The organism is Panacagrimonas sp., from assembly GCF_965216805.1.
Classification (GTDB): domain Bacteria; phylum Pseudomonadota; class Gammaproteobacteria; order Nevskiales; family Nevskiaceae; genus Panacagrimonas.
In genome coordinates, this window is record NZ_CBDCGN010000002.1 from 939896 (window position 1) to 960183 (window position 20288).

Consider the following 20288-nt stretch of genomic DNA (forward strand, 5'->3'; position numbering starts at 1 on the left):
TGCCATGAATCTGGCGAATATCCGCAATTTCTGCATCATCGCGCACATCGATCACGGCAAGTCCACCCTGGCCGACCGCTTCATCCAGCTCTGCGGCGGTTTGGAGGCGCGGGAAATGCAGTCGCAGGTGCTGGACAACAATCCGATCGAGCGCGAGCGCGGCATCACGATCAAGGCCCAGGCGGTGTCGCTGGACTACCGGGCCAGCGACGGTCAGGTCTACCAGCTCAATTTGATTGACACGCCCGGGCACGTCGATTTCAGCTACGAAGTGAGCCGCTCGCTGGAAGCCTGCGAGGGCGCTCTGCTGGTGGTGGACGCTAGCCAGGGCGTGGAAGCGCAGTCGGTGGCCAATTGCTACACCGCGTTGGAGCAGCACCTGGAAGTGTTGCCCGTGCTCAACAAGGTGGACCTGCAGAACGCCGAGCCCGAGCGCGTGGCCGACGAGATCGAGCAGGTGATCGGCATCGAGGCCAAGAACGCGCTGCGCATCTCCGCCAAGACCGGCCAGGGCGTGGCCGAGGTGCTGGAACTTCTGGTCAAGACCCTGCCGCCGCCCAAGGGCGACCCCGAAGCCAAGCTGCAGGCGCTGATCGTCGATAGCTGGTTCGACAACTACCTGGGCGTGGTGTCGCTGGTGCGCGTGGTCAACGGCTCGATCCAGAAGGGCCAGAAAGTGCGCGTGATGTCCACCGGCAAGGATCACGAGGTCACCATGCTCGGCGTGCACACACCCAAACGGATGTTCAAGGACCGCCTGGAAACCGGCGAGGTCGGCTTTCTGATCGCCGGCATCAAGGATATTTTCGGGGCGCCGGTGGGCGACACCCTGACCACCAGCATCCATCCCTGCACGCAGATGCTGCCGGGCTTCCGCAAGATTCAGCCGCGCGTGTTCGCCGGCATGTTTCCGATCGACGCCGACGATTTCGAGGATTTCCGCGAATCCCTGTCCAAGCTGCGCCTGAACGATTCCGCGCTGCAGTACGAACCCGAGAATTCCGGCGCGCTGGGCTTCGGCTTTCGCATCGGCTTTCTGGGCATGCTGCACATGGAGATCGTGCAGGAGCGGCTGGAGCGCGAATACAACCTGGATCTGATCACCACGGCGCCCAGCGTGGTGTACGAGGTCGAACTGCCCGGCAACGAGATCAGACGCATCGACAACCCCGCCGACCTGCCCGAGGCTGGCGGTTACGAGGACATCCGCGAGCCCATCATCACCGCGCGCGTGCTGATGCCGCATGCTTACGTGGGTCCGGTCATGCAGTTGTGCATGGAAAAGCGCGGGCAGCAGAAGAACCTGCGCTATCTGGGTGCGCAGGTGCAGATGGAAGTGGAGATGCCCCTGGCCGAGGTGGTGCTGGATTTCTTCGACCGTCTCAAGAGCGTGTCGCGCGGCTACGCCAGCTTCGAGTACGAGTTCACCCGCTTCCAGAGCGCCGACCTGGTCAAGCTCGACGTGCTGGTCAACGGCGACAAGGTCGATGCCCTGGCCAGTATCGTGCATCGCGATACCGCGTATCCGCGCGGCCGCGATCTATGCGAGCGCATGCAGGAAGTGATTCACCGGCAGATGTTCGATGTGGCGATCCAGGCCGCCATCGGCGCCAAGATCATCGCGCGTTCCACCGTCAAGGCCCTGCGCAAGGACGTTACCGCCAAGTGTTACGGCGGCGACGTATCGCGCAAGCGCAAGCTGCTGGAAAAGCAGAAAGAGGGCAAGAAGCGCATGAAACAGGTGGGTAATGTGGAAATTCCGCAGGAAGCCTTTCTCGCCGTGCTCGGCGTCGACCGCAAAAAATAACCCGAGCCATAACCAGGGGTAGCGATGCAAGCCGCCAGCGATGTGCATTTCGATTTCGCCGTACTGCTGACGATCCTGACGATCCTCACCGGCATCGGCTGGGCCCTGGACGCGCTGTGGCTGGCGCGCAAACGGCGTGGCGTGATCGGCGATGCCGCCAAGGCGCCCTGGCTGATCGATTTTTCGCGCTCGTTCTTTCCGGTGATTCTGGCGGTGCTGGTGCTGCGCTCCTTCGTCGCCGAACCTTTCCGCATCCCTTCCGGTTCGATGATCCCGACCTTGCTGGTCGGCGACTTCATCCTGGTCAACAAGTTTTCCTACGGGCTGCGCGACCCGGTTTTCCACCAGGAATTCCTGAAAGGCGATCGTCCCGAGCGCGGTGACATCGTGGTGTTCCGCTGGCCGCGCGATCCGTCGGTGGACTTCATCAAGCGTATCGTTGGTCTGCCGGGCGATACCGTGGCCTATCGCGACAAGGTGCTTTACATCAACGGCGAGGCGCTGGCGCAGACGCCGGACGGCGCGTACACGGCGCCCAAGCTGCCCGGCGGCACCGCCTATCGGATGCGGGAGTCCATGCCGGGACACGAGCACCACATCATCGTCAACCCCGACGAGCCGCCGCAGGATTTCGAGTTCACCGTGCCGGAGGGCGAGTATTTCGCCATGGGCGACAACCGCGACGGCAGCTTCGATTCGCGCGGATGGGGCACGGTGTCCGAGCGCCTGCTGGTCGGCAAGGCGTTTTTCATCTGGATGAGTTGGGACGGCAGTATCGGGCGCCCCAATTTTTCCCGGATCGGCACCCGCATCCGCTAATCTAGCGGCCGGGTCCGTCGGGGAGGGGAGCACATGCAGGCGTCCATCAAGCGACAGCGCGGCATGGGATGGTTCGGGTTGCTGCTGGTGTTTGCCGCGATCGGCTTCATCGCCATCGTGGTCATCAAGGTCGGGCCGTTGTACCTGAACCACATGACGGTGGCGCGCGTGGTGTCCAACGTCGCCGACGATCCCGAAATGGGCAACGCCAATGTGCAGCAGATCCGCTCGGCGCTGCAGCGGCGCTGGGACATCGACTACATCGATCAGGTCGAAGCCAAGGACATCAAGGTCAAGCGCTCCTCGCGCGGCCGCCTGCTGGCCTACGACTACGAGGCGCGGGTGAACCTGTTCTACAACGTTTACGTGGTCGTGCATTTCAAGGGCGATCATCTGATGCGCAAGGCGCCGGGCACCTGAGCGTTGCAAGGCTCCGAGCACGAGCGTCTGTGGGCCGAACTGCAGCGCCGCATCGGGCACCGTTTCGCGCAGCCCTTGCTGCTGCGTCAGGCGCTGACGCATCGCTCCTACTCTTCGGATAACAACGAACGGCTGGAGTTTCTGGGCGATGCGCTGATCAGCGCGTACGTGGCCGAGCGGCTGTACCGCCTCAAGCCGCGTGCCGGGGAGGGCGATCTGTCGCGGCTGCGCGCCAGCCTGGTGCGTGAAGGCGCGCTGGCAGCGATGGCGCGCGAAGTGGACCTGGGGCCGCTGTTGCAGCTTGGCGAGGGCGAGCTCAAGAGCGGTGGCTGGCGGCGCGATTCGGTGCTGGCCGACGCCCTCGAGGCCCTGGTTGCTGCGGTGTACCTGGACGCCGGTGGTGACGCCATGCGGACCGTTTGTGCCACCGTGTTCAACGCGGCCCTGGGCAATCTGCCGGACGCCGAATCGCTGAAAGACCCCAAGACCCAGTTGCAGGAATGGTTGCAGGGGCGCAGCCGCCCGCTGCCGCAGTACGAGGTGCTGTCGGAAAGCGGCCCCGCACATCGGCGATACTTCTCGGTGCGCGCCCGACTGACCGACGCGAATGTCTCTGCCGAATCCAGCGGCAGCAGTCGCCGCGTTGCGGAACAACAGGCTGCGCGGCTGTTGCTGGAGCGACTCAGCGGGGTCTCAACCGGCTGAAGTTCCTGGCCACGGATGCTCACGGATCGACACTGAGTGGGGAGACACATCGCATCTGACGCGCATCCCGCACGTGTTTGCGCCTCATGGCCGAAATATCCGGGTTCATCGGCGTGATCCGCGTCAATAGGCCAAGGCCTTAGGCTTTTGTCAGTGTCGATCCGTATGCATCTGCGGCAGAAGTGCGTTTCTGGTTGCGAGTTCCCTCTCTGTGCCCTCTGAAGACCATCATGCAAAGCGGCATCGTCACCCTCATCGGCAGGCCCAACGTCGGCAAATCCTCGCTGCTCAACGCGCTGATCGGGCGCAAGGCGAGCATCGTGTCGCACAAGCCGCAGACCACGCGCCACGCCATCCAGGGGGTGCTGCACCGGCCCGAAGGGCAGGTGGTGTTCGTCGACACCCCCGGTCTGCACCAGCAGGCCAGGCGCGCGCTCAACCGCGCCATGAACGACGCCGCCGCCAACAGCCTGCACGATGTCGATCTGGTGGTGTTCGTGGTGGAGTCGCTGCGCTGGACCGACGAGGATCAGGCCGTGCTGGAGCGCCTGCGCGGGGTGAGCGCTGCGGTGGCGCTGGTAATCAACAAGGTCGATCGTGTGACCGACAAGTCACGCTTGTTGCCGGAACTGGAGCGCCTGGGCGCGCTGCGCGACTTCGCCTTCATCATGCCCTTGTCGGCGACCAAGGGATACAACGTGCAGGTCCTGGCGGCGGAGATCCTTGGCCGCATGCCGGAAGGTCCGCCGCTGTACCCACCGGACATGATCGTCGGCTATGACAATGTCTTTCTGGCGGCCGAAACGGTTCGCGAAAAACTCACCCGACTGCTGCACAAGGAGCTGCCGTACGCGCTGACGGTGGCCATCGAGTCGTACGCGGTCGAGCCCCTGCAGCGCGGTCCGGGCGAGATGCATCGCATCGGCGCGGTGGTCTGGGTGGAGCGCGAAGGGCAGAAGAAGATCGTGATCGGCGAAGACGGCGGCACGCTCAAACAGGTCGGCACCGCCGCGCGACGAGAACTCGAGAAGCTGCTGGGCGGCAAGGTGTTTCTGCAGCTCTGGTGCCGGGTGCGCGACAACTGGAGCGACGATCCCAAGTCGCTCAAGCAGTTCGGATTGAGCGGCGACTGAGTTCCATGACCAGGGCGCGAGTCCAGCTCGAACCCGCCTGGGTGCTCAGGGCTGCACCCTATCGCGACACCAGCCTGCTGCTGGAATGCCTGTCGCGCGATCGCGGTCGGGTCGGGGTGGTTGCGCGCGGCGCGCGCGGACCGAAGTCGCGCAGCCGCGCGCTGCTGCAGGCGTTCCGTCCGCTGCTGCTGTCGTGGACCGAGAGCGGCGACCTTGGCACGCTCACCGCCGTCGAAGCCGCCGGCGCGCCGCTGAATCTGGCGGGCGAGCGCGTGTTCAGCGGCTGGTATCTGAACGAGTTGCTGCTGCGTCTGTTGCAGCGGCATGACGCTCACGCGCAGGTCTTCGAGGCGTACGGCGACGCCATCGCGGCGCTGGCCGTCGACGCCGGGCCGGGTGAGGCGGGTTTGCGCCGATTCGAACTGCGCCTGTTGGCGGAACTTGGATTCGGTCTGGAACTGCCGCTGGACCTTCACGCCGACCGAACCTACCGGTTGGATCTCGAAACCGGTCTGCAGGAGGTCGCCGGCGACCATCGCGAGGCGCTGCGCGGCGCGCACCTGATCGCGCTGCGTGACAACGCGCTGAGCAGCGAGGACGCGCTGCGTGCGGCGCGCCGTTTGCTGCGCGCTGCGCTGGCGCCGCTGCTGGGGGCCAGACCGCTGGCCAGCGCATCGATGTTGCGTGAACTGCGCTTGCGCCGCATAGCGGCCCCACGCGGCCTCAGCGCGGGTTGACCCGATCGCGCAACAGCTGCGCCAGACTCGCCACCACCCAGCCGAGGAAAGACACGCCCACCATCACTGACGATGCCGTCACCAGATGGCCCAGCCAGGCGGGTGCCGGGTCGGCTACGCCATAGGCGAGCAGGCCGATCGACGAGGTGATCAGCGCGGCGAGCGAGACGATGCACACCTGGCTGAATCGGCGCGCGGTCGGGCTTTCGCGGTGGTGCAGGCGGGCGGACATACCGCGTGTGGGATCCTCGTGTGGGGTAACGCAAAATCGCACCGCGCGGCCGGACGCCGGCGATGCCGTTTCACCGGTAACGGTGCGGTTTCCATGCCGGCTGCTCTCAGATGGGCGAGGTCACGAAAATCAGCGGGATAGCCGAAGTTCGCGAGTCCGTCGCGGAGCTTGGCCCGGCCGATCTGGACCCGCCTCGTCGCCATGTGACAAGGATCGACAGCCAACGGCGTGTTCGGTTCGGCGCTGTTTCAAATCCGGCACGCGGTGTCGCGCCGTTCGCGGGGCGCGAACCGGGGGGTACGCGAATCGTGACCGCCAGCGTCGCAAGCGCGGTTGCACGAAAGCCCTCGGTATACTTGGATCACTCGCCTTCGGCGTGTCGCTGTAGGTGCCCGCAAGCGCGGGCCAAGCGAGCGCGGAGCGGCGTGGCTGCCGTCGGCGGCCCGCAGCGCCCGGTCCGGAACTGCCGTCGGCGCTGCGCTGTCGTCCCCACTGACCAACCGGAACCTCTCAAAGCGTGTACGCGCAGTACTTCAACCTGCGGGAGATGCCTTTTTCGATCACGCCCGATCCCGCTTATCTGTACATGTCGCCGCGCCATCAGGAGGCGCTCGGTCACCTGCTCTTCGGCACCGGCCAGTACGGCGGATTCGTGCAGCTCACCGGCGAAGTGGGCACCGGCAAGACCACGGTGGTGCGCACGCTGCTGGAGCAGCAGCTCGACGGCGTCGAAGTGGCGATGCTGCACAACCCGCGGCAGAGCGAGCAGGAGTTCGTGCAGTCCATCTGCGACGAGTTGCGCGTGCCTTACGCGCGCGAACCTGCAGCGCCGACGCTCAAGGATCTGATCGACGCGCTCAATCGGCACCTGCTGGCCAACCACGCGGCCGGCAAGCGCACCGTGGTCATCATCGACGAAGCGCAGAACCTGTCGCCCGGCGTGCTGGAGCAGGTGCGCCTGCTCACCAACCTGGAGACGCACAAGGAAAAGCTGCTGCGCGTGATGCTGGTGGGCCAGCCCGAGTTGAGCGAGCTGCTGGCGCGTCCGGAGCTGCGCCAGCTCGCCAGCCGCATCACCGCGCGCTATCACCTGACGCCGCTGGCGGAGGACGAAACCGCGGAGTACATCCGCCATCGACTCAATGTCGCCGGCAGCCAGGAGATGCTGTTTCCGCCCGAAGCCGTCGCCGAAGTGCAGCGCCGCACGCACGGGGTGCCGCGCCTGATCAACGTGCTGTGCGACCGGGCGTTGCTGGGCGCCTATGCGGCGCAGTTGCGCGCAGTGACGCCGGAACTGGTGACCGGCGCCGCCGAAGAAGTGCTGGGCAACACGCGGGCTCGTCGTCCGCGCGATCTGGCCGAAAGCGGCGGCTTGTGGGAACAACTGGACCGTCGCATCGGCAGTCGCCTGCCGCAGATTTCAGTGTCGCCGCTGGAAGGCTTGCTGATCGCGGTTGCCTTCATGATTGGCGGTGCCCTGCTGTATCAGACGCTGGTCAACTGGTCGTTTTCCGAGGCACCGCCCGCCGCCGACGGCGCGGTAACCGCCATCTCCGCGCCGCCGTCTGCCGGCGCTTCTGCGCCCGCTCCCGATGAGGTCGCAACCGCCGCGCCGGCAACGCCACCGGCGATCGCCCCGCCGTCGGCACCGGAGGTTGCCCGACCCAGCATTCCGCCGGCCGCAGCCGAGCCGTCGCCGCTGGATCCCGCTGCATTGGAGCGACTGCTGGCGCGGAACACCACCCTGGCGCAGCTCACCAACCGCCTGATCCGTCTGTGGGACAGCGGCATCCGCGTGCCGCGCAACGCCAACGTCTGTCGCAGCCTGCGTGCGCAGGGGCTGGAGTGCTACCGCACCAACGGCTCGCTCAAGGATCTGCGACAGATGGATCGCCCGGCGATCCTTACCCTGACCGACGACGACGGCGATAAGCGCCACCTGCTGATTGCCCAGCTCACCGAGGACCGCGCGCGGTTCGATACTGCCGACGGCCTGGTCGATGTCGCCCTGGACGATCTGCGCCTGGCCTGGACCGGCGAGATGTTCCTGCTGTGGCGCCGCGAGACCCGTCAGGTGCAACTGGCACCCGGCCAGCGTGGGCCCGACATCGTTTGGCTGCGCGAACGTCTGGGGGAGATGATGGGCAAGCCGGTCAGCCGCTCGGACCGCTACGACGCCTCGCTCAAGGAGGAAGTGCGCCTGTTCCAGGAGGCGCGCGATCTGATCGCCGACGGCGTCGTCGGCATCCGTTCGCGGATCGCGCTCTCGGACCCGGCGCCGGGTACGCCGACCCTGAGTTTCCGGCCCTGAATCCGGTCCCGGAGACGCCCCGTGAGCTTCATTCTCGATGCATTGCGCAAGGCCGAGCGGGATCGCCACCTTGGACAGCCACCGTCCCTGGTGGAATTGACGCGCGCGCCGGCAACATTGAAACCCGTCGTCGGCCACCAGCGCGCCTGGATTCTTTTGGCGCTGGTGGTGGTGATGGCGGTATTGCTGGGAGCCGTCATCCGTGAGCCGGACCGGGAGACCCAGCTTGTCACCGTCGCGGCGGCGCCGCAGGTCCGCAGCGTGCCTGCGCCAGCGCAGCCGCCAGCGGCCCTGCCGCCCGCGCAGCCGGTGGCGGTGGAGAACTTGCAGGAAGAATTTCTGCCTCAGCTGCCGCTGACGACCGCGCTGGACGCCGATACCGAACTGACCTCGCTGGACGACCTGATTGGCGAGAGCGTGCCGGCGGTGGCGGTGGCGGTTGCGGTCGACGACGATGGCGACGAACCGGCTTCCTCAAGCACGGCACCGGCCGAGGGCGAGTCCGCAGCGGCGACGCCGGCGCCGATTCCGCTGGATGGCGGTGCCGACGAAGGCGACGCCTTGCCGCCGCCCGAAGAAAGCGGCGAGGAGTTGCCGGCACTGGCGGCGGTCGAGCCGGCGCAACCCGCCGCCGCATCCGAGTCGGGGCCACGGCTGCTGCGCGACATGCCGGTGGAGTTTCGCAGCAGCTTTCCGGCGGTGCAGATCGACGTGCACGTGTACGACGATGATCCGCAGCGTCGCTGGATCCTGGTACAGGGACGCCGTCACAAGGAAGGGGACAGCTTGCCCCAAGGCTCGCGGGTGGAAGCCATCACCGCGCAGGGCACCGTGGTCGGTTGGCTCGACCAGTCGATCCTGATTCCGCTCAGCCCGTAGCGTCGACCGGGCCCTGCGCCAGCAGCCGGGCCAGGGTCGCCTGTACCTTGGCCATGCCACGCTCGATGCTCTGGCGAATCTCGTCGTGGATGCCGCCGCTGCCGATGCCTGCGGCCCAGTTCACCGATACCGCGATGCAGGCATAGGACACCCCAAGCTCGGCCGCCAGCGCGGCCTCCGGCATGCCGGTCATGCCTACCATGTCGCAGCCGTCGCGGCACATGCGGGTGATTTCGGCGGGCGTCTCCAGGCGTGGCCCCTGGGAGACCGCCATGACGCCGGCACCGCCGATGCGTACGCCGGCCTGGCGCGCCGCGCTGGCGATCCGCCCGCGCAGTGCGGGGGTATAGGGATGCGTGAGTTCCACGTGATGCACCTCGGCGTCCGGCGCACCGTCGGAGTAGGTGTGCTCGCGACCCCAGGTGTAGTCGATCAAATCCGCGGGCAAGGCGATTTCACCCGGCGCGAACCATTCGGCCATGGCGCCTACGGCGGCAATCGCCACCACCTCGCGAGCGCCGGCTTCGCGCAGTGCCCACAGGTTGGCGCGGTAATTGATGCGATGCGGCGGAATCTTGTGACCCTCGCCGTGGCGTGCCAGAAACAGCGCCGGATGCCCGCCGATCTGTCCGATCGCCAGTGGCGCCGAGGGCTCTCCGTAAGGCGTCTGCATCGCCAGCGACGAGTGAATCTCCAGACCCGGCCACTGGTTCATGCCGGTGCCGCCGATCACCGCCGTGAGGGTTGCGGGGTGAGACGTGAGGGTTGGGTTGGGACTGCTCATGTCATATACCTGTCGACTCAAGATCGAGTTTCACGGCGCGAGCCCTCCGATTCACGATTGCTTTTGCATCGACGCCCGAGCTCATCATCGGACGCCTCACGCCTCACGCCTCACGCCTCACGCCTCACGCCTCACGCCTCACGCCTCACGCCTCACGCCTCACGCCTCACGCCTCACGCCTCACGCCTCACGCCTCACGCCTCACGCCTCACGCCTCACGCCTCACGCCTCACGCCTCACGCCTCACGCCTCACGCCTCCCCGGGGCTGCCGCCCGCCGGGCCGGTGCACGCGAGTGCCAAGTCAAGGCACTCGCGTAGGCTCGCACCGCCCCGGCCCTCACACCTCACCGGGGCTGCCGCCCGCCAGGCGGGCGCACGGAAGTGCCAAATCCCGGCACTTCCTTAAGCTCGCGCCATCCTGGCCCTAACGCCTCACGGCATAAATGGCCGGCAACTGGCGCCAGTATTCCTTGTAGTCCATGCCGCAGCCGAAGACATAACGATCCTCTACTTTCAGGCCGATGTATTCGGCCTGCGCGCCCGGTGCCCGACGGCCGTGAATTTTCTCGGCGAGCACCGCCACGCGCAACGACTCCGGCTGAAATTCGCCGAGCGCACGACGCACCGCAACCAGCGTATGGCCCTCGTCGAGAATGTCGTCGATCACCAGCAACTCGCGTCGGGAAAGCGCTTCGCCAGGCGGCTGGCGCTTCCACACCAGTCCGCCGCCTTCGGTGGCGCCGCGATAGCGGGTGGCATGCAGGTAATCCTGTTCGAACGGAAAATCCAGGCGCCGCGTGATTTCGGACGTGGGATAAAGCCCACCGTTCATGACGCACAACACCAGCGGATTGCGCTCCGCATAGTCGGCTGTGATAGCTGCGGCGAGGCGGTCGAACGCCGATTGCACGGCGGCTGCCGGGTGCAGGCAATCGGCCTGGGCGCGCACTTGCAGGGCATCCTGCAGACGGTTCATCGCGGACCCTCGGTGCGGAACAGCGCCGTCAGGCGGCGGCTGGCGGCGGTGCCCGGTTGGAGGTCGCGCAAGGCGTCGAGCAGTTGCAGCGAGGCGGGGCGGTCGTTGCACACCGGCAGCATGTCGCAGCCGGCGGCCAGTGCCATGCGCGCTCGCTCGTTCATGTCGCCGACCACGGCAGCACCGTGCATGGACAGGTCGTCGCAGAACAGCGCTTTGCGAAAGCCCAGGCGCCTGCGCAAGGTGCCGGAAATCCACCGGCGCGACAGCGAGGCCGGCGTGTGATCGACCGCGGTGTAACGCACGTGCGCCATCATCAAGGACTCGATGCCGTCCTGGATCAACGGGACGAAGGGTGCGAGCTCGGTGCGTTCGATCTCCTCCAGCGCGCGCCGGTCCACCGGCAGCTCGACATGCGAATCGGCCACTACTGCGCCGTGCCCGGGGAAGTGCTTGCCGGTGGCAGCCATGCCGGCACGATTGAGGCCGGCGCGAAATGCGCGCGCCAGCTCCACGATGACGTCGACGCGCGTGGCAAATGCGCGGTCGCCAATGACGCCGGATACGCCGATGTCGCGATCCAGCACCGGCGCGAAACACAGATCGATGCCGAAGCCGCCCAGTTCCGAGCCGATGCTGTAGCCGTGCGCCTCGGCCTCGTCGCGGGCGGCGCGGGCACTCTCCTCGTAGCGATGACCCAGCGCGCGCATCGCCGGGATGCGCGAAAAGCCGACGCGAAATCGCTGTACGCGGCCGCCCTCGTGGTCCACCGCCAGCAGCAGGCGCGGGGAGCGCTTGATCGAATGGATGTCGGCGCACAAGGCGCGCAACTGATCGGGGTCGCGGTAGTTGCGGGTGAACAGGATCACACCGCCCACCAGCGGATGCGCCAGCACCTCGCGGTCTTCGGCGCCCAGTTCCAGTCCGCCGACATCGAGCATCAGCGGTCCTATCAAGCCGCCGGTCCTGCTTGCCGCCATGTGCCTGTTCGCCTCTTTGTTCTTGTGTCTGTGGACGGCTGATTCTGCGGCCGCGCTTGAACCTGGATCGTCAGGAATGATGGGATCAGTGCCGCTAAACCGCCGTTCCGATCACTGCTGCCATGTCTGTCCGTGAAATCCGTGGCCGCGGTTGCTTGCTGGGCCGGTCACTCGTGGAGATCGACTTCCGTCCCGGCCGGGACCTGATCGTACAGCGCGATGATGTCCGGGTTGGATAGCCTTACGCAGCCTTTCGATCCCGGGATGCCGAGCCGGGTGATCGGCGGCGTGCCGTGCAGGTAGACGTAGCGCCGGAAGGTGTCGACACAGCCCAGGCGATTGCGCCCAGGTTCGGTGCCCGACAGCCACAGGATGCGGGTGAGAATCCAGTCGCGGCCCGGGTAGCGCCGATGCAGTTCGGGGGTCCACACTTCGCCGGTGGGACGGCGCGCCCTGAACACCGCGCCCTCCGGCTGACCCCGGCCGATGCAGGCGCGAATCCGGTGAATGCCGCGTGGCGTGCCGCCCGAACCGTTTATCTCGCCTGCGCCGTTGGCAGCGGTGGAGACCGCCGATTCGCGCAGGACCCGGCCCTGGTCCCACACCAGCAGGCGCTGGCGCCGCAGATCGATCTCAAGATGCATCCCAGTTCCGGTAGGGGTGCAGCGCCAGGCTGTGGTTGTAGTAGCGCCGCTGGTCGGTGACTTCCCGGCCGAGCCAGGCCGGGCGCGGAAACCACTGAGCCTCGTTTTCGAGCTCGATCTCGGCCACGATCAGACCGTCGTTGTCGCCGTGGAACTCGTCGATCTCCCAAGTGAAGCCGTCGCGTTCGACGTAATGGCGGGTCTTGTCGATGCGGCCCACGCAGAGGTGGTCGAGGATCTCCTGCGCCTCGCCGGGCGGCATGTCGTAGTCGTACTCGGCCCGCGCACTGCCGACCACTGCGGCCTTGATGTTCAGGCGCGCCTCGGTGTCGTCCAGACGCACGCGCACCGATGCCCGACCTTCGACGCCGGCCAGATACCCCTGGCGCATCACCCGGCGACGGCTGACTTCGTGCCGCCAGGCGTTGTCGACCAGCAGGAATTTTCGTTCGATCTCCAGCGGCATTGCGGGTATCGGGTCGGGGGAGGCCGCAGGCTACTGTAGGTCGGGCCGCAGGCAAAGCAGGCGGCGCCCGGAATTCAGTCGCGCACGAACAGGCACATGGACTCCACGTGGGTGGTGTGCGGAAACATGTCCATCACGCCGGCACGCAGCAGGCGGTAACCGTGATCGTGCACCAGCAGACCGGCGTCGCGCGCCAGGGTGCCGGGGTGGCAGGACACGTACAGGATGCGCGAGGGCTTGCCGGCCGCGATCACCGGTATCACCGCCTCAGCCCCGGCCCGCGGCGGGTCCAGCAGCACCGATTCGAACGAGGTCCGCAACCAGGCGGCTTCGGGCCGCGGCTGGAACAGGTCGGCGGCATGAAACGCGATGTCCAGTCCCAGGCGCTCGGCATTGGCGCGCGCCCGCCCCACCAGACTGGCCTCGCCCTCCACCGCCGTGACGCGCGCGCCGGCCCGCGCCAAGGGCACGGAAAAATTGCCCAGGCCGCAGAACAGCTCCAGCACGCGCTCGCCGGTGTAGGGCGCCAGCCATGCCAGGGCCTGGCGCACAGTCTGCTGACTGACCGCGGAATTGATCTGGATGAAATCGGTGGGCTGGAATTGCAGGCGGTCGGCGCCGCCGTCAGGCGAGTAGTCCAGCAGCGGCGCGGGCGGCCGCAGCGGCTGCACCGTATCCGGCCCCGAGGTCTGGATGTACAGCGCAAAGCCTTCGCGCTCGGCCATCTGCAGCAAGGCCGCGCAGTCCGCATCGGTCAGCGGCTGCATCACGCGCAGCACCAGGGCCACCGGCTCGGTCGGGAGCGTATCCGCGCAGGCAACTTCGATCTGCGGCAGGTGGCGGCGCACAGACAGGCCGGCAATGGTCTGGCCGAGCACGCGCAACTTCCGGCCCACGCGCGCATCGAGCACGGCACAGCTTTCCAGTGCTGCCAGAAACGGGCTGGCGCGTTCGCGAAAACCCACCAGTGCGGTGCCGCGCTTGTCGACGAACTTCACGCCCAGGCGTGCGCGACGCCGGTAGCCGAGGGTCGGGCCGATGATGGGCGGCGCGATCTCTTCAGGCTGCAGCTTGCCGATGCGGCGCAACGCTTCCACCAGCTGTTGCTGTTTCAGCGCGATCTGCGCGGCCGGCGCCAGATGCTGCAGCGAGCACCCACCGCAGACGCCGAAGTGCGCGCAGGGCGGTTCGACGCGATCCGCAGATGCGTGCAGCACCTCCAGCATCTCGCCCTCGTCCGCATCCTTCTGCACACGCGTGTAGCGGAAGTTCACGGTCTCGCCGGGGAGCGCGCCGCTGACGAAGCAGACCTTGCCTTCGATTCGGGCCACGCCACGGCCGTCTTCGGCCAGATCCACGATCTGTGCTTCGAAGCCACCCTCGGGTAGGGATTTTCGGCGGCGGGAGGAATTCGCTTTAGCCACGGATTACACGGATTCACACGGATAAAAAACTTGAAAAGCAGGAGCAAGTTTCGCTTTTGGCGGCATGGCAGATGGAGCGACTTCGAGACGGCCGGCGCAAAACGACTCCGTGTTCCTCCGTGTCATCCGTGGCAAAAGCGCTGTGATCACTCGCTCCACGCCGCAGCGAAGTCGGCCCAATGCGGCGCAGTGCTGGCTTCAAGAAATTCACGCGCAAGCAGAATCTCCTGCTCGTATTCGTCCTCGGACAGATGCCCGCGCATGAACTGGAATCTCAGGTACACCAGCCAGGTGTTCATCACATCGGTTTCGCAGTAGGCCCGGATATCGTCGAGGCGGCCGGCCCGGTAGGCGTCGAACACCTTGGAGCCGTCCATGCCCAGCTTGCCGGGCAGACCCAGCAGTACCGCGATCTCGTTCAACGGCGCGTTCTGGCGACCGGTATAGAGGGCCAGCACATCCATCAGATCGGTATGCCGGAACTCGTAGCGTTTGAGGTAGTTGTTCCACTTGGATTCGCGGTCGAAGTGACCGGTGTCCCAGTACGCCTGCGCGCGCACGCCATGGATCAAGCCGCGGTAATGCAGCACCGGCAGGTCGAAGCCGCCGCCGTTCCAGCTCACCAGGATCGGCTTGTAGCGCTCCACGCCGCTGAAGAATTTCTGGATCAGTTCGGCCTCGTCGGAGGTCGGGTCACCGATCGACCAGCACTTGAGCGAATCCGCAGCGCGCAGCACGCAAGAGATGGCGACGATTCTCTGCAGGTGAGCGGGCTGGAACTCGGTGCCTTTCTCCGCGCGACGCAGGCTCTGCATCGCGTTCCAGACCGCGTCGTCGTCGGACGAGGCGATGCCCAGGACCCGGCGCGCGCCGTCCAGGTCGGGGACGGTTTCGATGTCGAAGACGAGCGTTGTGGCGGTCATGGGCGCAAATTCAAAAGAATCACGCGGACAGGCGGATAAAAGCGCAAGGACGCGGAGAAAATTCCTGTGTGCTGGTGGGGCGCCTTTGCTTTTTTTCTTCCGTCGCCGCTCCGGTGTGCGAATTCTGAAAGTTGCTCACGCCGGGAACACACCCGTCGACACGTAACGATCGCCGCGATCGCAGATGATGCACACCACGGTGGCGTGCTGAACCTGTTTGCACACCTGCACCGCCGCGTAGATCGAGCCGCCCGACGAGGGGCCGCAGAACAGGCCCTCGGCGCTGGCGACGCTGCGCATCATGTTCTCGGCGTCGCGCGCTTCGACTTCCAGGATGCGATCGATCTTGCTGACATCGTAAATGCCCGGCTCGTAGGCTTTGGGCCATTTTCGGATGCCGGGAATGGACGATTCGCCGGCTGGGTGTACGCCGATCAGTTCGATGTTCGCGTTTCTCTCCTTGAGAAAGCGCCCCGTGCCCATGATGGTGCCCGTGGTTCCCATCGTCGCCACGAAGTGCGTCACCTTGCCGTCGGTGTCGCGCCAGATTTCCGGCCCGGTGCCCTCGTAATGGGCGCGCGGATTGTCGGGGTTGGCGAACTGGTCGAGCACGCGGCCCTTGCCGTCGGCCTGCATCTGCAAGGCCAGATCGCGGGCGTACTCCATGCCCTGTTCCTGCGTCACCAGCACGATCTCCGCGCCAAAAGCTTTCATCTGCGCGCGCCGCTCGGCGCTCATGTGCGCCGGCATGATCAGCACCATGCGGTAGCCGCGCATGGCCGCGGCCATGGCCAGGGCGATGCCGGTGTTGCCGGAGGTGGCCTCGATCAGCGTGTCGCCGGGCTTGATCTCGCCACGCTCCTCGGCACGCAGGATCATGGAATACGCCGGCCGGTCCTTCACCGATCCCGCGGGGTTGTTGCCCTCCAGCTTCGCCAGCAGGGTGTTGTTGCCGATGCCCGGCAGGCGCGTCAGCCGCACCAGCGGGGTGTTGCCGATGGTCTCGGCCAGGGTGGGGGCGTTCATGGGAGGAATTCTAAGCCAATGCTTCGTGAGGCCGGCCGCGGCCCGGAGCGGGCGGCGCAGGACTCTTCACCCATGCCGCCCCAAGTCTCCCGATCTGTCGCAGCTCCGGGGTCCGGCCCCGCGGCGCGGCTGTCCGGGCCGGGTCGAGCCGTCGTCCGACCAACGTCGGCTAAGCTGATCGGCGAGCGAACGGTTGCGGAGGGGACCCTGAAATGCTGACCCGCGATGAACTGACCGATTTTCTGCAGCGCGCCCTGCCGGTGGTGGATCACCGCGGCGAGATTATCGACGGGATTAGTGCCGATAGCCTTTGCATGCGGCTTCTGTCGCGGCCGGACTACCTGGGCCCGGAGCTGCCGGCAGGCTCGGGGCGCGTGGTGATGAGCGGGCCGGTGATGATGGGGTTTGCGGACACCGCTCTGTACGCCTGTATCCATGCTTTCTACGGCACCGCCGTGGCCGCGGTGATCGTCAATTTCCAGGTGATCTTTCTGAGCGTCGCCGGCGGTGGCGATCTCAGGGCGGTGGCGCGCATCGTCCGCAAGGGACGTACGCTGGCGTTCGTCGAGGCCCATCTTTTTTCCGGCGACGCCAACAGCCCCTGCGCCCAGGTCACCGCCACCTACGCCATTCGACCCAACCCGGGGCCGCTAGGCCAGGACTGAGATGCTGCCGGCGCTGCTGCCGTCGAGCTTCTCCAGCACCACGAACGCCTGCACCAAGCCGTCCTCATCGCTCAGCGAGAGGTGGCCGCCAGCAATGCCCATGAGCTGCAGGCGCGCCGCCATCGCATCGGAATACACCAGTGTCGGTTTGCCCAGGTCGGCGCGCACCACGCCGACTTCGGGATTGGCGTAACCGCGCACCCCGGTGCCCAGTGCCTTGCCGAAGGCTTCCTTGGCAGCCCAGGCCTTGGCAAGAAAATTCGCAGGTCGTTTGGAGACCTGGAACTGCGCCAGCTCCGCCGGATGCAGCAGGCGTCGTGCAAAGCGCAGCGGATGCGCAGCCAGGGTCTGCTGAATGCGGGTGACGCGGATCAGGTCGGTGCCGATGCCGTAGATCACGCGTACTCGCCGTCGTCGTTGGGCAGCGCGCGCGCCGCCTGCATGGCGCGGCGCATTTCCATGATCGCCGCGGGCAGGCCGGTGAACAGCGCGCGTGCCACCAGTGCATGGCCGATATTGAGTTCGACGATGTGCGCGATGGCGGCGATGGGCCCGACGTTATCGACGGTGAGCCCATGTCCGGCGTGGACTTCCAGGCCGGCGCCGGCGGCATCGGCGGCGAAGCGCCGGATGACGTCCAGCTCGCGCAGGCGTGCCTCGCCCTCAGCCTGGCAGTAGCGGCCAGTGTGGATCTCGATGTGCGGCGCGCCGGTGGCGAGCGTCGCTTCGAGCTGGCGCGGGTCGGCGTCGATGAATAAAGCGGTGGCGATGCCGGCATCGGCCAGCTCCTGACAGCCCTCGCGGATAGCGACGACGTTGGCGGCCACATCCAGTCCGCCTTCGGTGGTGATCTCCTCGCGCCGCTCCGGCACCAGGCAGGCGTAGTGTGGCGCCGCGCGGCTGGCGATGGCGAGCATCTCGTCGGTGAGCGCCAGTTCCAGGTTCACCGGCGCCGCACTGCAGGCGATCAGGCGCGTGAGATCGTGATCCTGAATGTGCCGGCGATCTTCGCGCAGATGGATGGTGATGCTGTCCGCACCGGCGCCGGCAGCGACGATCGCCGCCTCCACCGGGTCGGGATAGAGCGCCGCGCGTACCTGGCGCAAGGTGGCAATGTGATCGACATTGACGCCCAGCCGGATCGGCGGCGGGCTCTTGGAACCGGGATGGATGCTCATGGCGGCAGAAGGGTTCGGGACCGTCGCATGATAACGGTGCGCAAGGCCATTGCCGCGGCGCGGGGCATGCGATAAACACGGCGGACAAGAAGTTCAGAACAAGGGGAGCGCCCGTGCAGCATGTCCTGCAGGTCCGGTTCATTCCGTTGGCGGTGGCGATGCTGGTGTTCTTGCTGACGCTGGCAGGATCGACGCTGCTGCCGTCCTCGGCGCCGCTGCCGCTGGCCGTGGTGGCAGCGGCGTCCGGTCTGCTCAGCGCGGTCGGAATCTGGGACCTAGTACAGACCCGACAGGCCATTCGCCGCAACTATCCCATCCTCGGCCACATCCGCTTTTTTCTGGAGCTGATCCGCCCGGAGATCCGCCAGTATTTTCTGGAAAGCGACCAGGAGCGCATTCCGTTTTCGCGTGCGCAGCGCGCTCTGGTGTATCAGCGCGCCAAGGACGTGGTCGACAAACGGCCGTTCGGCACCCAGCTCGACGTCTACGCCGACGACTACGAATGGATCAATCACTCGATTGCCCCGGTGCACATCAAGGACTGGAACTTCCGCGTGCGGGTGGGTGGTCCGGACTGCGCGCAGCCCTACGAGATGTCGCTGTTCAACATCTCGGCCATGAGTTTCGGAGCGTTGTCGGCCAACGCCATCCTGGCCTTGAACAAAGGCGCGCAGATCGGCGGCTTTGCGCACGACACCGGCGAGGGGTCGGTCAGCCGCTATCACCGCGAGCACGGCGGCGATCTGATCTGGGAGATCGGATCCGGCTATTTCGGCTGTCGCAATGACGACGGCAGTTTCAATCCCGATCGCTTCGCGGCCGCCGCCGGCAACGCCCAGGTGAAGATGATCGAGATCAAGCTGTCGCAAGGCGCCAAGCCCGGTCATGGCGGCATGTTGCCAGGCGCCAAGGTGACCCCGGAGATCGCCGCAGCGCGCGGCATTCCGGTTGGGGTGGATTGCATCTCGCCATCCGGTCACTCGGCGTTTTCGACGCCGGTGCAGATGATGGAATTCATCGCCCGGCTGCGCGAGCTGTGCGGCGGCAAGCCGGTGGGATTCAAGTTCTGCCTGGGTCATCCCTGGGAGTTCTTTGCCATGTGCAAGGCCATGCTCAAGACCGGCATTACGCCGGACTTCGTGGTGGTGGACGGCGGCGAAGGCGGTACCGGCGCTGCGCCGGTGGAGTTTTCCGATCACGTCGGCACACCGTTGCAGGAGGCTTTGTTGCTGGTGCACAACACGCTGGTGGGACTGAATCTGCGCCCGCAGGTCAAGCTCGGCGCCGGCGGCAAAATCATCAGTGCCTTCGATGTGGCGCGCACGCTGGCACTGGGGGCGGACTGGTGCAATAGCGCGCGCGGCTTCATGTTTGCACTCGGCTGCCTGCAGGCGCAGGCCTGTCATACCGGCCATTGCCCGACCGGGGTGACCACGCAGGACCCCTTACGCCAGCGCGCGCTGGTGCCGGCCGACAAGGCCGCTCGCGTGGCCAGCTATCATCGCAACACGCTCGAGGCCCTGGCCGAGTTGACCGGCGCCGCCGGCCTTACCCATCCGGGGCGGTTGGGTCCGCAGCACATCGTGCGACGCGTCTCCAGCAGTGAGGTGCGCCTGGTCTCCACCCTGCTCACTTTCCTCAAGCCAGGCGACCTGCTGGAAGACCGCGCCAAGCACCCGGTCTACGCCATGTTCTGGAAAATGGCCTCGGCGGATTCCTTTGCGCCGGCGCTCTGACGTAAATCCGTCGGGGGCGGTTGCCGACTCGCGGGAACGGAAGTTGTAGGGAGTCGGGCGACCGTTGTGAGCGACGCCCACACAGGGCGCCGGACGGTCGGTGGAGATCGTCCCATGTCCCTGGCCTTCGCAGATGCCGCGCCTGATGCCGGCGCCGCGGGTTGTGTCATCCATCTACCTGCCGAACTGGGCATCGAGTCGGCGTCGGAACTGCATCGCGACCTGGTCGCCCATGTCGAAGACGCCGCGCCCGTCGTGCTCGACGCCGCCGCCGTCGCCCGCGTCCACACCGCCGCGCTGCAGTTGTTCTGCCTGTTCTGCCGCGACCGCCGCGAGGTGGGTCTGGAAACCCACTGGCTGGCCCCGTCGGTTGCGCTGCGTAGCGCCGCCACGCTGCTGGGCGTGGCCGGCCTGATGAATCTGCCACCGGAATCCCGCTGAC

General features: G+C 66.5%; 22 protein-coding genes. 11 read left to right on the top strand and 11 right to left on the bottom strand.

Annotated elements, in window-relative coordinates; all coding sequences use genetic code 11:
• Positions 1 to 4: 4 nt before the first annotated feature.
• The 6 genes from lepA to recO all read left to right on the top strand — a co-directional run bounded on the left by lepA (position 5) and on the right by recO (position 5621).
• The gene (gene lepA, locus ACOOHP_RS04485; protein ID WP_420465260.1) at positions 5 to 1807 is read left to right on the top strand and encodes a translation elongation factor 4; all 1803 of its coding nucleotides are present in this window, start codon (positions 5 to 7) and stop codon (positions 1805 to 1807) included.
• Positions 1808 to 1831: 24 nt separating this feature from the next.
• The gene (gene lepB / locus ACOOHP_RS04490; RefSeq protein ID WP_420465261.1) at positions 1832 to 2626 is read left to right on the top strand and encodes a signal peptidase I; all 795 of its coding nucleotides are present in this window, start codon (positions 1832 to 1834) and stop codon (positions 2624 to 2626) included.
• Between the two features lie 33 nt (positions 2627 to 2659).
• On the top strand, positions 2660 to 3046 hold the full coding sequence (locus ACOOHP_RS04495) for a DUF4845 domain-containing protein (protein ID WP_420465262.1): 387 nt from the start codon (positions 2660 to 2662) through the stop codon (positions 3044 to 3046).
• Positions 3047 to 3049: 3 nt separating this feature from the next.
• Positions 3050 to 3751: a ribonuclease III gene (gene rnc / locus ACOOHP_RS04500; protein WP_420465263.1), complete on the top strand. Its 702-nt coding sequence runs from the start codon at positions 3050 to 3052 to the stop codon at positions 3749 to 3751.
• 230 nt (positions 3752 to 3981) lie between these two features.
• On the top strand, positions 3982 to 4884 hold the full coding sequence (gene era / locus ACOOHP_RS04505; protein WP_420465264.1) for a GTPase Era: 903 nt from the start codon (positions 3982 to 3984) through the stop codon (positions 4882 to 4884).
• A 5-nt stretch (positions 4885 to 4889) separates the two neighbouring features.
• Positions 4890 to 5621 (top strand): DNA repair protein RecO, encoded by a 732-nt coding sequence (recO, locus tag ACOOHP_RS04510; protein ID WP_420465265.1) that lies wholly within the window; start codon positions 4890 to 4892, stop codon positions 5619 to 5621.
• On the opposite strand, the gene ACOOHP_RS04515 is transcribed toward recO, so the two are convergent.
• Entirely contained in the window at positions 5608 to 5853 is a 246-nt protein-coding gene (locus ACOOHP_RS04515) for a hypothetical protein (protein WP_420465266.1), read from the bottom strand. The two genes, recO and ACOOHP_RS04515, sit on opposite strands and share 14 nt — an antisense overlap.
• Positions 5854 to 6370: 517 nt before the next feature.
• Here ACOOHP_RS04515 and ACOOHP_RS04520 point away from each other — a divergent pair.
• Together ACOOHP_RS04520 and ACOOHP_RS04525 are read left to right on the top strand one after the other, a co-directional pair.
• Positions 6371 to 8164, top strand: coding sequence for an AAA family ATPase (locus ACOOHP_RS04520; protein ID WP_420465267.1), 1794 nt, complete (start codon positions 6371 to 6373; stop codon positions 8162 to 8164).
• A gap of 21 nt (positions 8165 to 8185) precedes the next feature.
• Positions 8186 to 9043, top strand: a complete 858-nt coding sequence (locus ACOOHP_RS04525) for a general secretion pathway protein GspB (RefSeq protein WP_420465268.1) — start codon at positions 8186 to 8188, stop codon at positions 9041 to 9043.
• Here ACOOHP_RS04525 and ACOOHP_RS04530 read toward each other — a convergent pair.
• From ACOOHP_RS04530 to cysM, 8 genes are all read right to left on the bottom strand, one after another.
• Positions 9033 to 9827 (bottom strand): S-methyl-5'-thioinosine phosphorylase, encoded by a 795-nt coding sequence (locus ACOOHP_RS04530; protein WP_420465269.1) that lies wholly within the window; start codon positions 9825 to 9827, stop codon positions 9033 to 9035. The genes ACOOHP_RS04525 and ACOOHP_RS04530 overlap by 11 nt on opposite strands.
• Positions 9828 to 10252: 425 nt before the next feature.
• Positions 10253 to 10804: a hypoxanthine-guanine phosphoribosyltransferase gene (locus ACOOHP_RS04535; protein ID WP_420465270.1), complete on the bottom strand. Its 552-nt coding sequence runs from the start codon at positions 10802 to 10804 to the stop codon at positions 10253 to 10255.
• On the bottom strand, positions 10801 to 11784 hold the full coding sequence (gene nagZ, locus ACOOHP_RS04540) for a beta-N-acetylhexosaminidase (RefSeq protein WP_420465271.1): 984 nt from the start codon (positions 11782 to 11784) through the stop codon (positions 10801 to 10803). The genes ACOOHP_RS04535 and nagZ overlap by 4 nt, the downstream gene beginning before the upstream one ends.
• A 167-nt stretch (positions 11785 to 11951) precedes the next feature.
• Entirely contained in the window at positions 11952 to 12428 is a 477-nt protein-coding gene (locus tag ACOOHP_RS04545) for a L,D-transpeptidase family protein (protein ID WP_420465272.1), read from the bottom strand.
• Positions 12418 to 12894: a CYTH domain-containing protein gene (locus tag ACOOHP_RS04550; RefSeq protein ID WP_420465273.1), complete on the bottom strand. Its 477-nt coding sequence runs from the start codon at positions 12892 to 12894 to the stop codon at positions 12418 to 12420. Before ACOOHP_RS04550 ends, ACOOHP_RS04545 begins: the two co-directional genes overlap by 11 nt.
• Before the next feature lie 74 nt (positions 12895 to 12968).
• Positions 12969 to 14318: a 23S rRNA (uracil(1939)-C(5))-methyltransferase RlmD gene (rlmD, locus tag ACOOHP_RS04555; protein ID WP_420465274.1), complete on the bottom strand. Its 1350-nt coding sequence runs from the start codon at positions 14316 to 14318 to the stop codon at positions 12969 to 12971.
• Positions 14319 to 14464: 146 nt separating this feature from the next.
• On the bottom strand, positions 14465 to 15241 hold the full coding sequence (locus ACOOHP_RS04560) for a 3'-5' exonuclease (protein WP_420465275.1): 777 nt from the start codon (positions 15239 to 15241) through the stop codon (positions 14465 to 14467).
• A 135-nt stretch (positions 15242 to 15376) separates the two neighbouring features.
• The gene (cysM, locus tag ACOOHP_RS04565; protein ID WP_420465276.1) at positions 15377 to 16267 is read right to left on the bottom strand and encodes a cysteine synthase CysM; all 891 of its coding nucleotides are present in this window, start codon (positions 16265 to 16267) and stop codon (positions 15377 to 15379) included.
• A gap of 212 nt (positions 16268 to 16479) precedes the next feature.
• Here cysM and ACOOHP_RS04570 point away from each other — a divergent pair, with 212 nt between their 5' ends.
• Positions 16480 to 16932 (top strand): PaaI family thioesterase, encoded by a 453-nt coding sequence (locus ACOOHP_RS04570; protein WP_420465277.1) that lies wholly within the window; start codon positions 16480 to 16482, stop codon positions 16930 to 16932.
• On the opposite strand, the gene acpS is transcribed toward ACOOHP_RS04570, so the two are convergent.
• Both acpS and ACOOHP_RS04580 read right to left on the bottom strand, forming a co-directional pair.
• On the bottom strand, positions 16918 to 17331 hold the full coding sequence (acpS, locus tag ACOOHP_RS04575; protein ID WP_420465278.1) for a holo-ACP synthase: 414 nt from the start codon (positions 17329 to 17331) through the stop codon (positions 16918 to 16920). The two genes, ACOOHP_RS04570 and acpS, sit on opposite strands and share 15 nt — an antisense overlap.
• A complete protein-coding gene (locus tag ACOOHP_RS04580; RefSeq protein WP_420465279.1) occupies positions 17328 to 18110 on the bottom strand; it encodes a pyridoxine 5'-phosphate synthase in 783 nt (260 codons plus the stop codon). The genes acpS and ACOOHP_RS04580 overlap by 4 nt, the downstream gene beginning before the upstream one ends.
• A gap of 158 nt (positions 18111 to 18268) precedes the next feature.
• Here ACOOHP_RS04580 and ACOOHP_RS04585 point away from each other — a divergent pair, with 158 nt between their 5' ends.
• On the top strand, positions 18269 to 19846 hold the full coding sequence (locus ACOOHP_RS04585) for an FMN-binding glutamate synthase family protein (protein ID WP_420466943.1): 1578 nt from the start codon (positions 18269 to 18271) through the stop codon (positions 19844 to 19846).
• A 114-nt stretch (positions 19847 to 19960) separates the two neighbouring features.
• Entirely contained in the window at positions 19961 to 20287 is a 327-nt protein-coding gene (locus ACOOHP_RS04590) for an STAS domain-containing protein (protein ID WP_420465280.1), read from the top strand.
• Position 20288 lies beyond the last annotated feature (1 nt).

What these genes read in the sequence shown, in the direction of transcription:
- ACOOHP_RS04535 (WP_420465270.1), bottom strand. Translation starts at nt 10,804, where the DNA reads ATGAACCGTCTGCAGGATGCCCTGCAAGTGCGCGCCCAGGCCGATTGC.
- ACOOHP_RS04550 (WP_420465273.1), bottom strand. Translation starts at nt 12,894, where the DNA reads ATGCCGCTGGAGATCGAACGAAAATTCCTGCTGGTCGACAACGCCTGG.
- recO (WP_420465265.1), top strand. Translation starts at nt 4,890, where the DNA reads ATGACCAGGGCGCGAGTCCAGCTCGAACCCGCCTGGGTGCTCAGGGCT.
- lepB (WP_420465261.1), top strand. Translation starts at nt 1,832, where the DNA reads ATGCAAGCCGCCAGCGATGTGCATTTCGATTTCGCCGTACTGCTGACG.
- ACOOHP_RS04570 (WP_420465277.1), top strand. Translation starts at nt 16,480, where the DNA reads ATGCTGACCCGCGATGAACTGACCGATTTTCTGCAGCGCGCCCTGCCG.
- ACOOHP_RS04590 (WP_420465280.1), top strand. Translation starts at nt 19,961, where the DNA reads ATGTCCCTGGCCTTCGCAGATGCCGCGCCTGATGCCGGCGCCGCGGGT.
- ACOOHP_RS04530 (WP_420465269.1), bottom strand. Translation starts at nt 9,827, where the DNA reads ATGAGCAGTCCCAACCCAACCCTCACGTCTCACCCCGCAACCCTCACG.
- ACOOHP_RS04495 (WP_420465262.1), top strand. Translation starts at nt 2,660, where the DNA reads ATGCAGGCGTCCATCAAGCGACAGCGCGGCATGGGATGGTTCGGGTTG.
- ACOOHP_RS04580 (WP_420465279.1), bottom strand. Translation starts at nt 18,110, where the DNA reads ATGAGCATCCATCCCGGTTCCAAGAGCCCGCCGCCGATCCGGCTGGGC.
- ACOOHP_RS04585 (WP_420466943.1), top strand. Translation starts at nt 18,269, where the DNA reads ATGCTGGTGTTCTTGCTGACGCTGGCAGGATCGACGCTGCTGCCGTCC.
- ACOOHP_RS04515 (WP_420465266.1), bottom strand. Translation starts at nt 5,853, where the DNA reads ATGTCCGCCCGCCTGCACCACCGCGAAAGCCCGACCGCGCGCCGATTC.
- era (WP_420465264.1), top strand. Translation starts at nt 3,982, where the DNA reads ATGCAAAGCGGCATCGTCACCCTCATCGGCAGGCCCAACGTCGGCAAA.
- lepA (WP_420465260.1), top strand. Translation starts at nt 5, where the DNA reads ATGAATCTGGCGAATATCCGCAATTTCTGCATCATCGCGCACATCGAT.
- ACOOHP_RS04560 (WP_420465275.1), bottom strand. Translation starts at nt 15,241, where the DNA reads ATGACCGCCACAACGCTCGTCTTCGACATCGAAACCGTCCCCGACCTG.
- ACOOHP_RS04545 (WP_420465272.1), bottom strand. Translation starts at nt 12,428, where the DNA reads ATGCATCTTGAGATCGATCTGCGGCGCCAGCGCCTGCTGGTGTGGGAC.
- cysM (WP_420465276.1), bottom strand. Translation starts at nt 16,267, where the DNA reads ATGAACGCCCCCACCCTGGCCGAGACCATCGGCAACACCCCGCTGGTG.
- nagZ (WP_420465271.1), bottom strand. Translation starts at nt 11,784, where the DNA reads ATGGCGGCAAGCAGGACCGGCGGCTTGATAGGACCGCTGATGCTCGAT.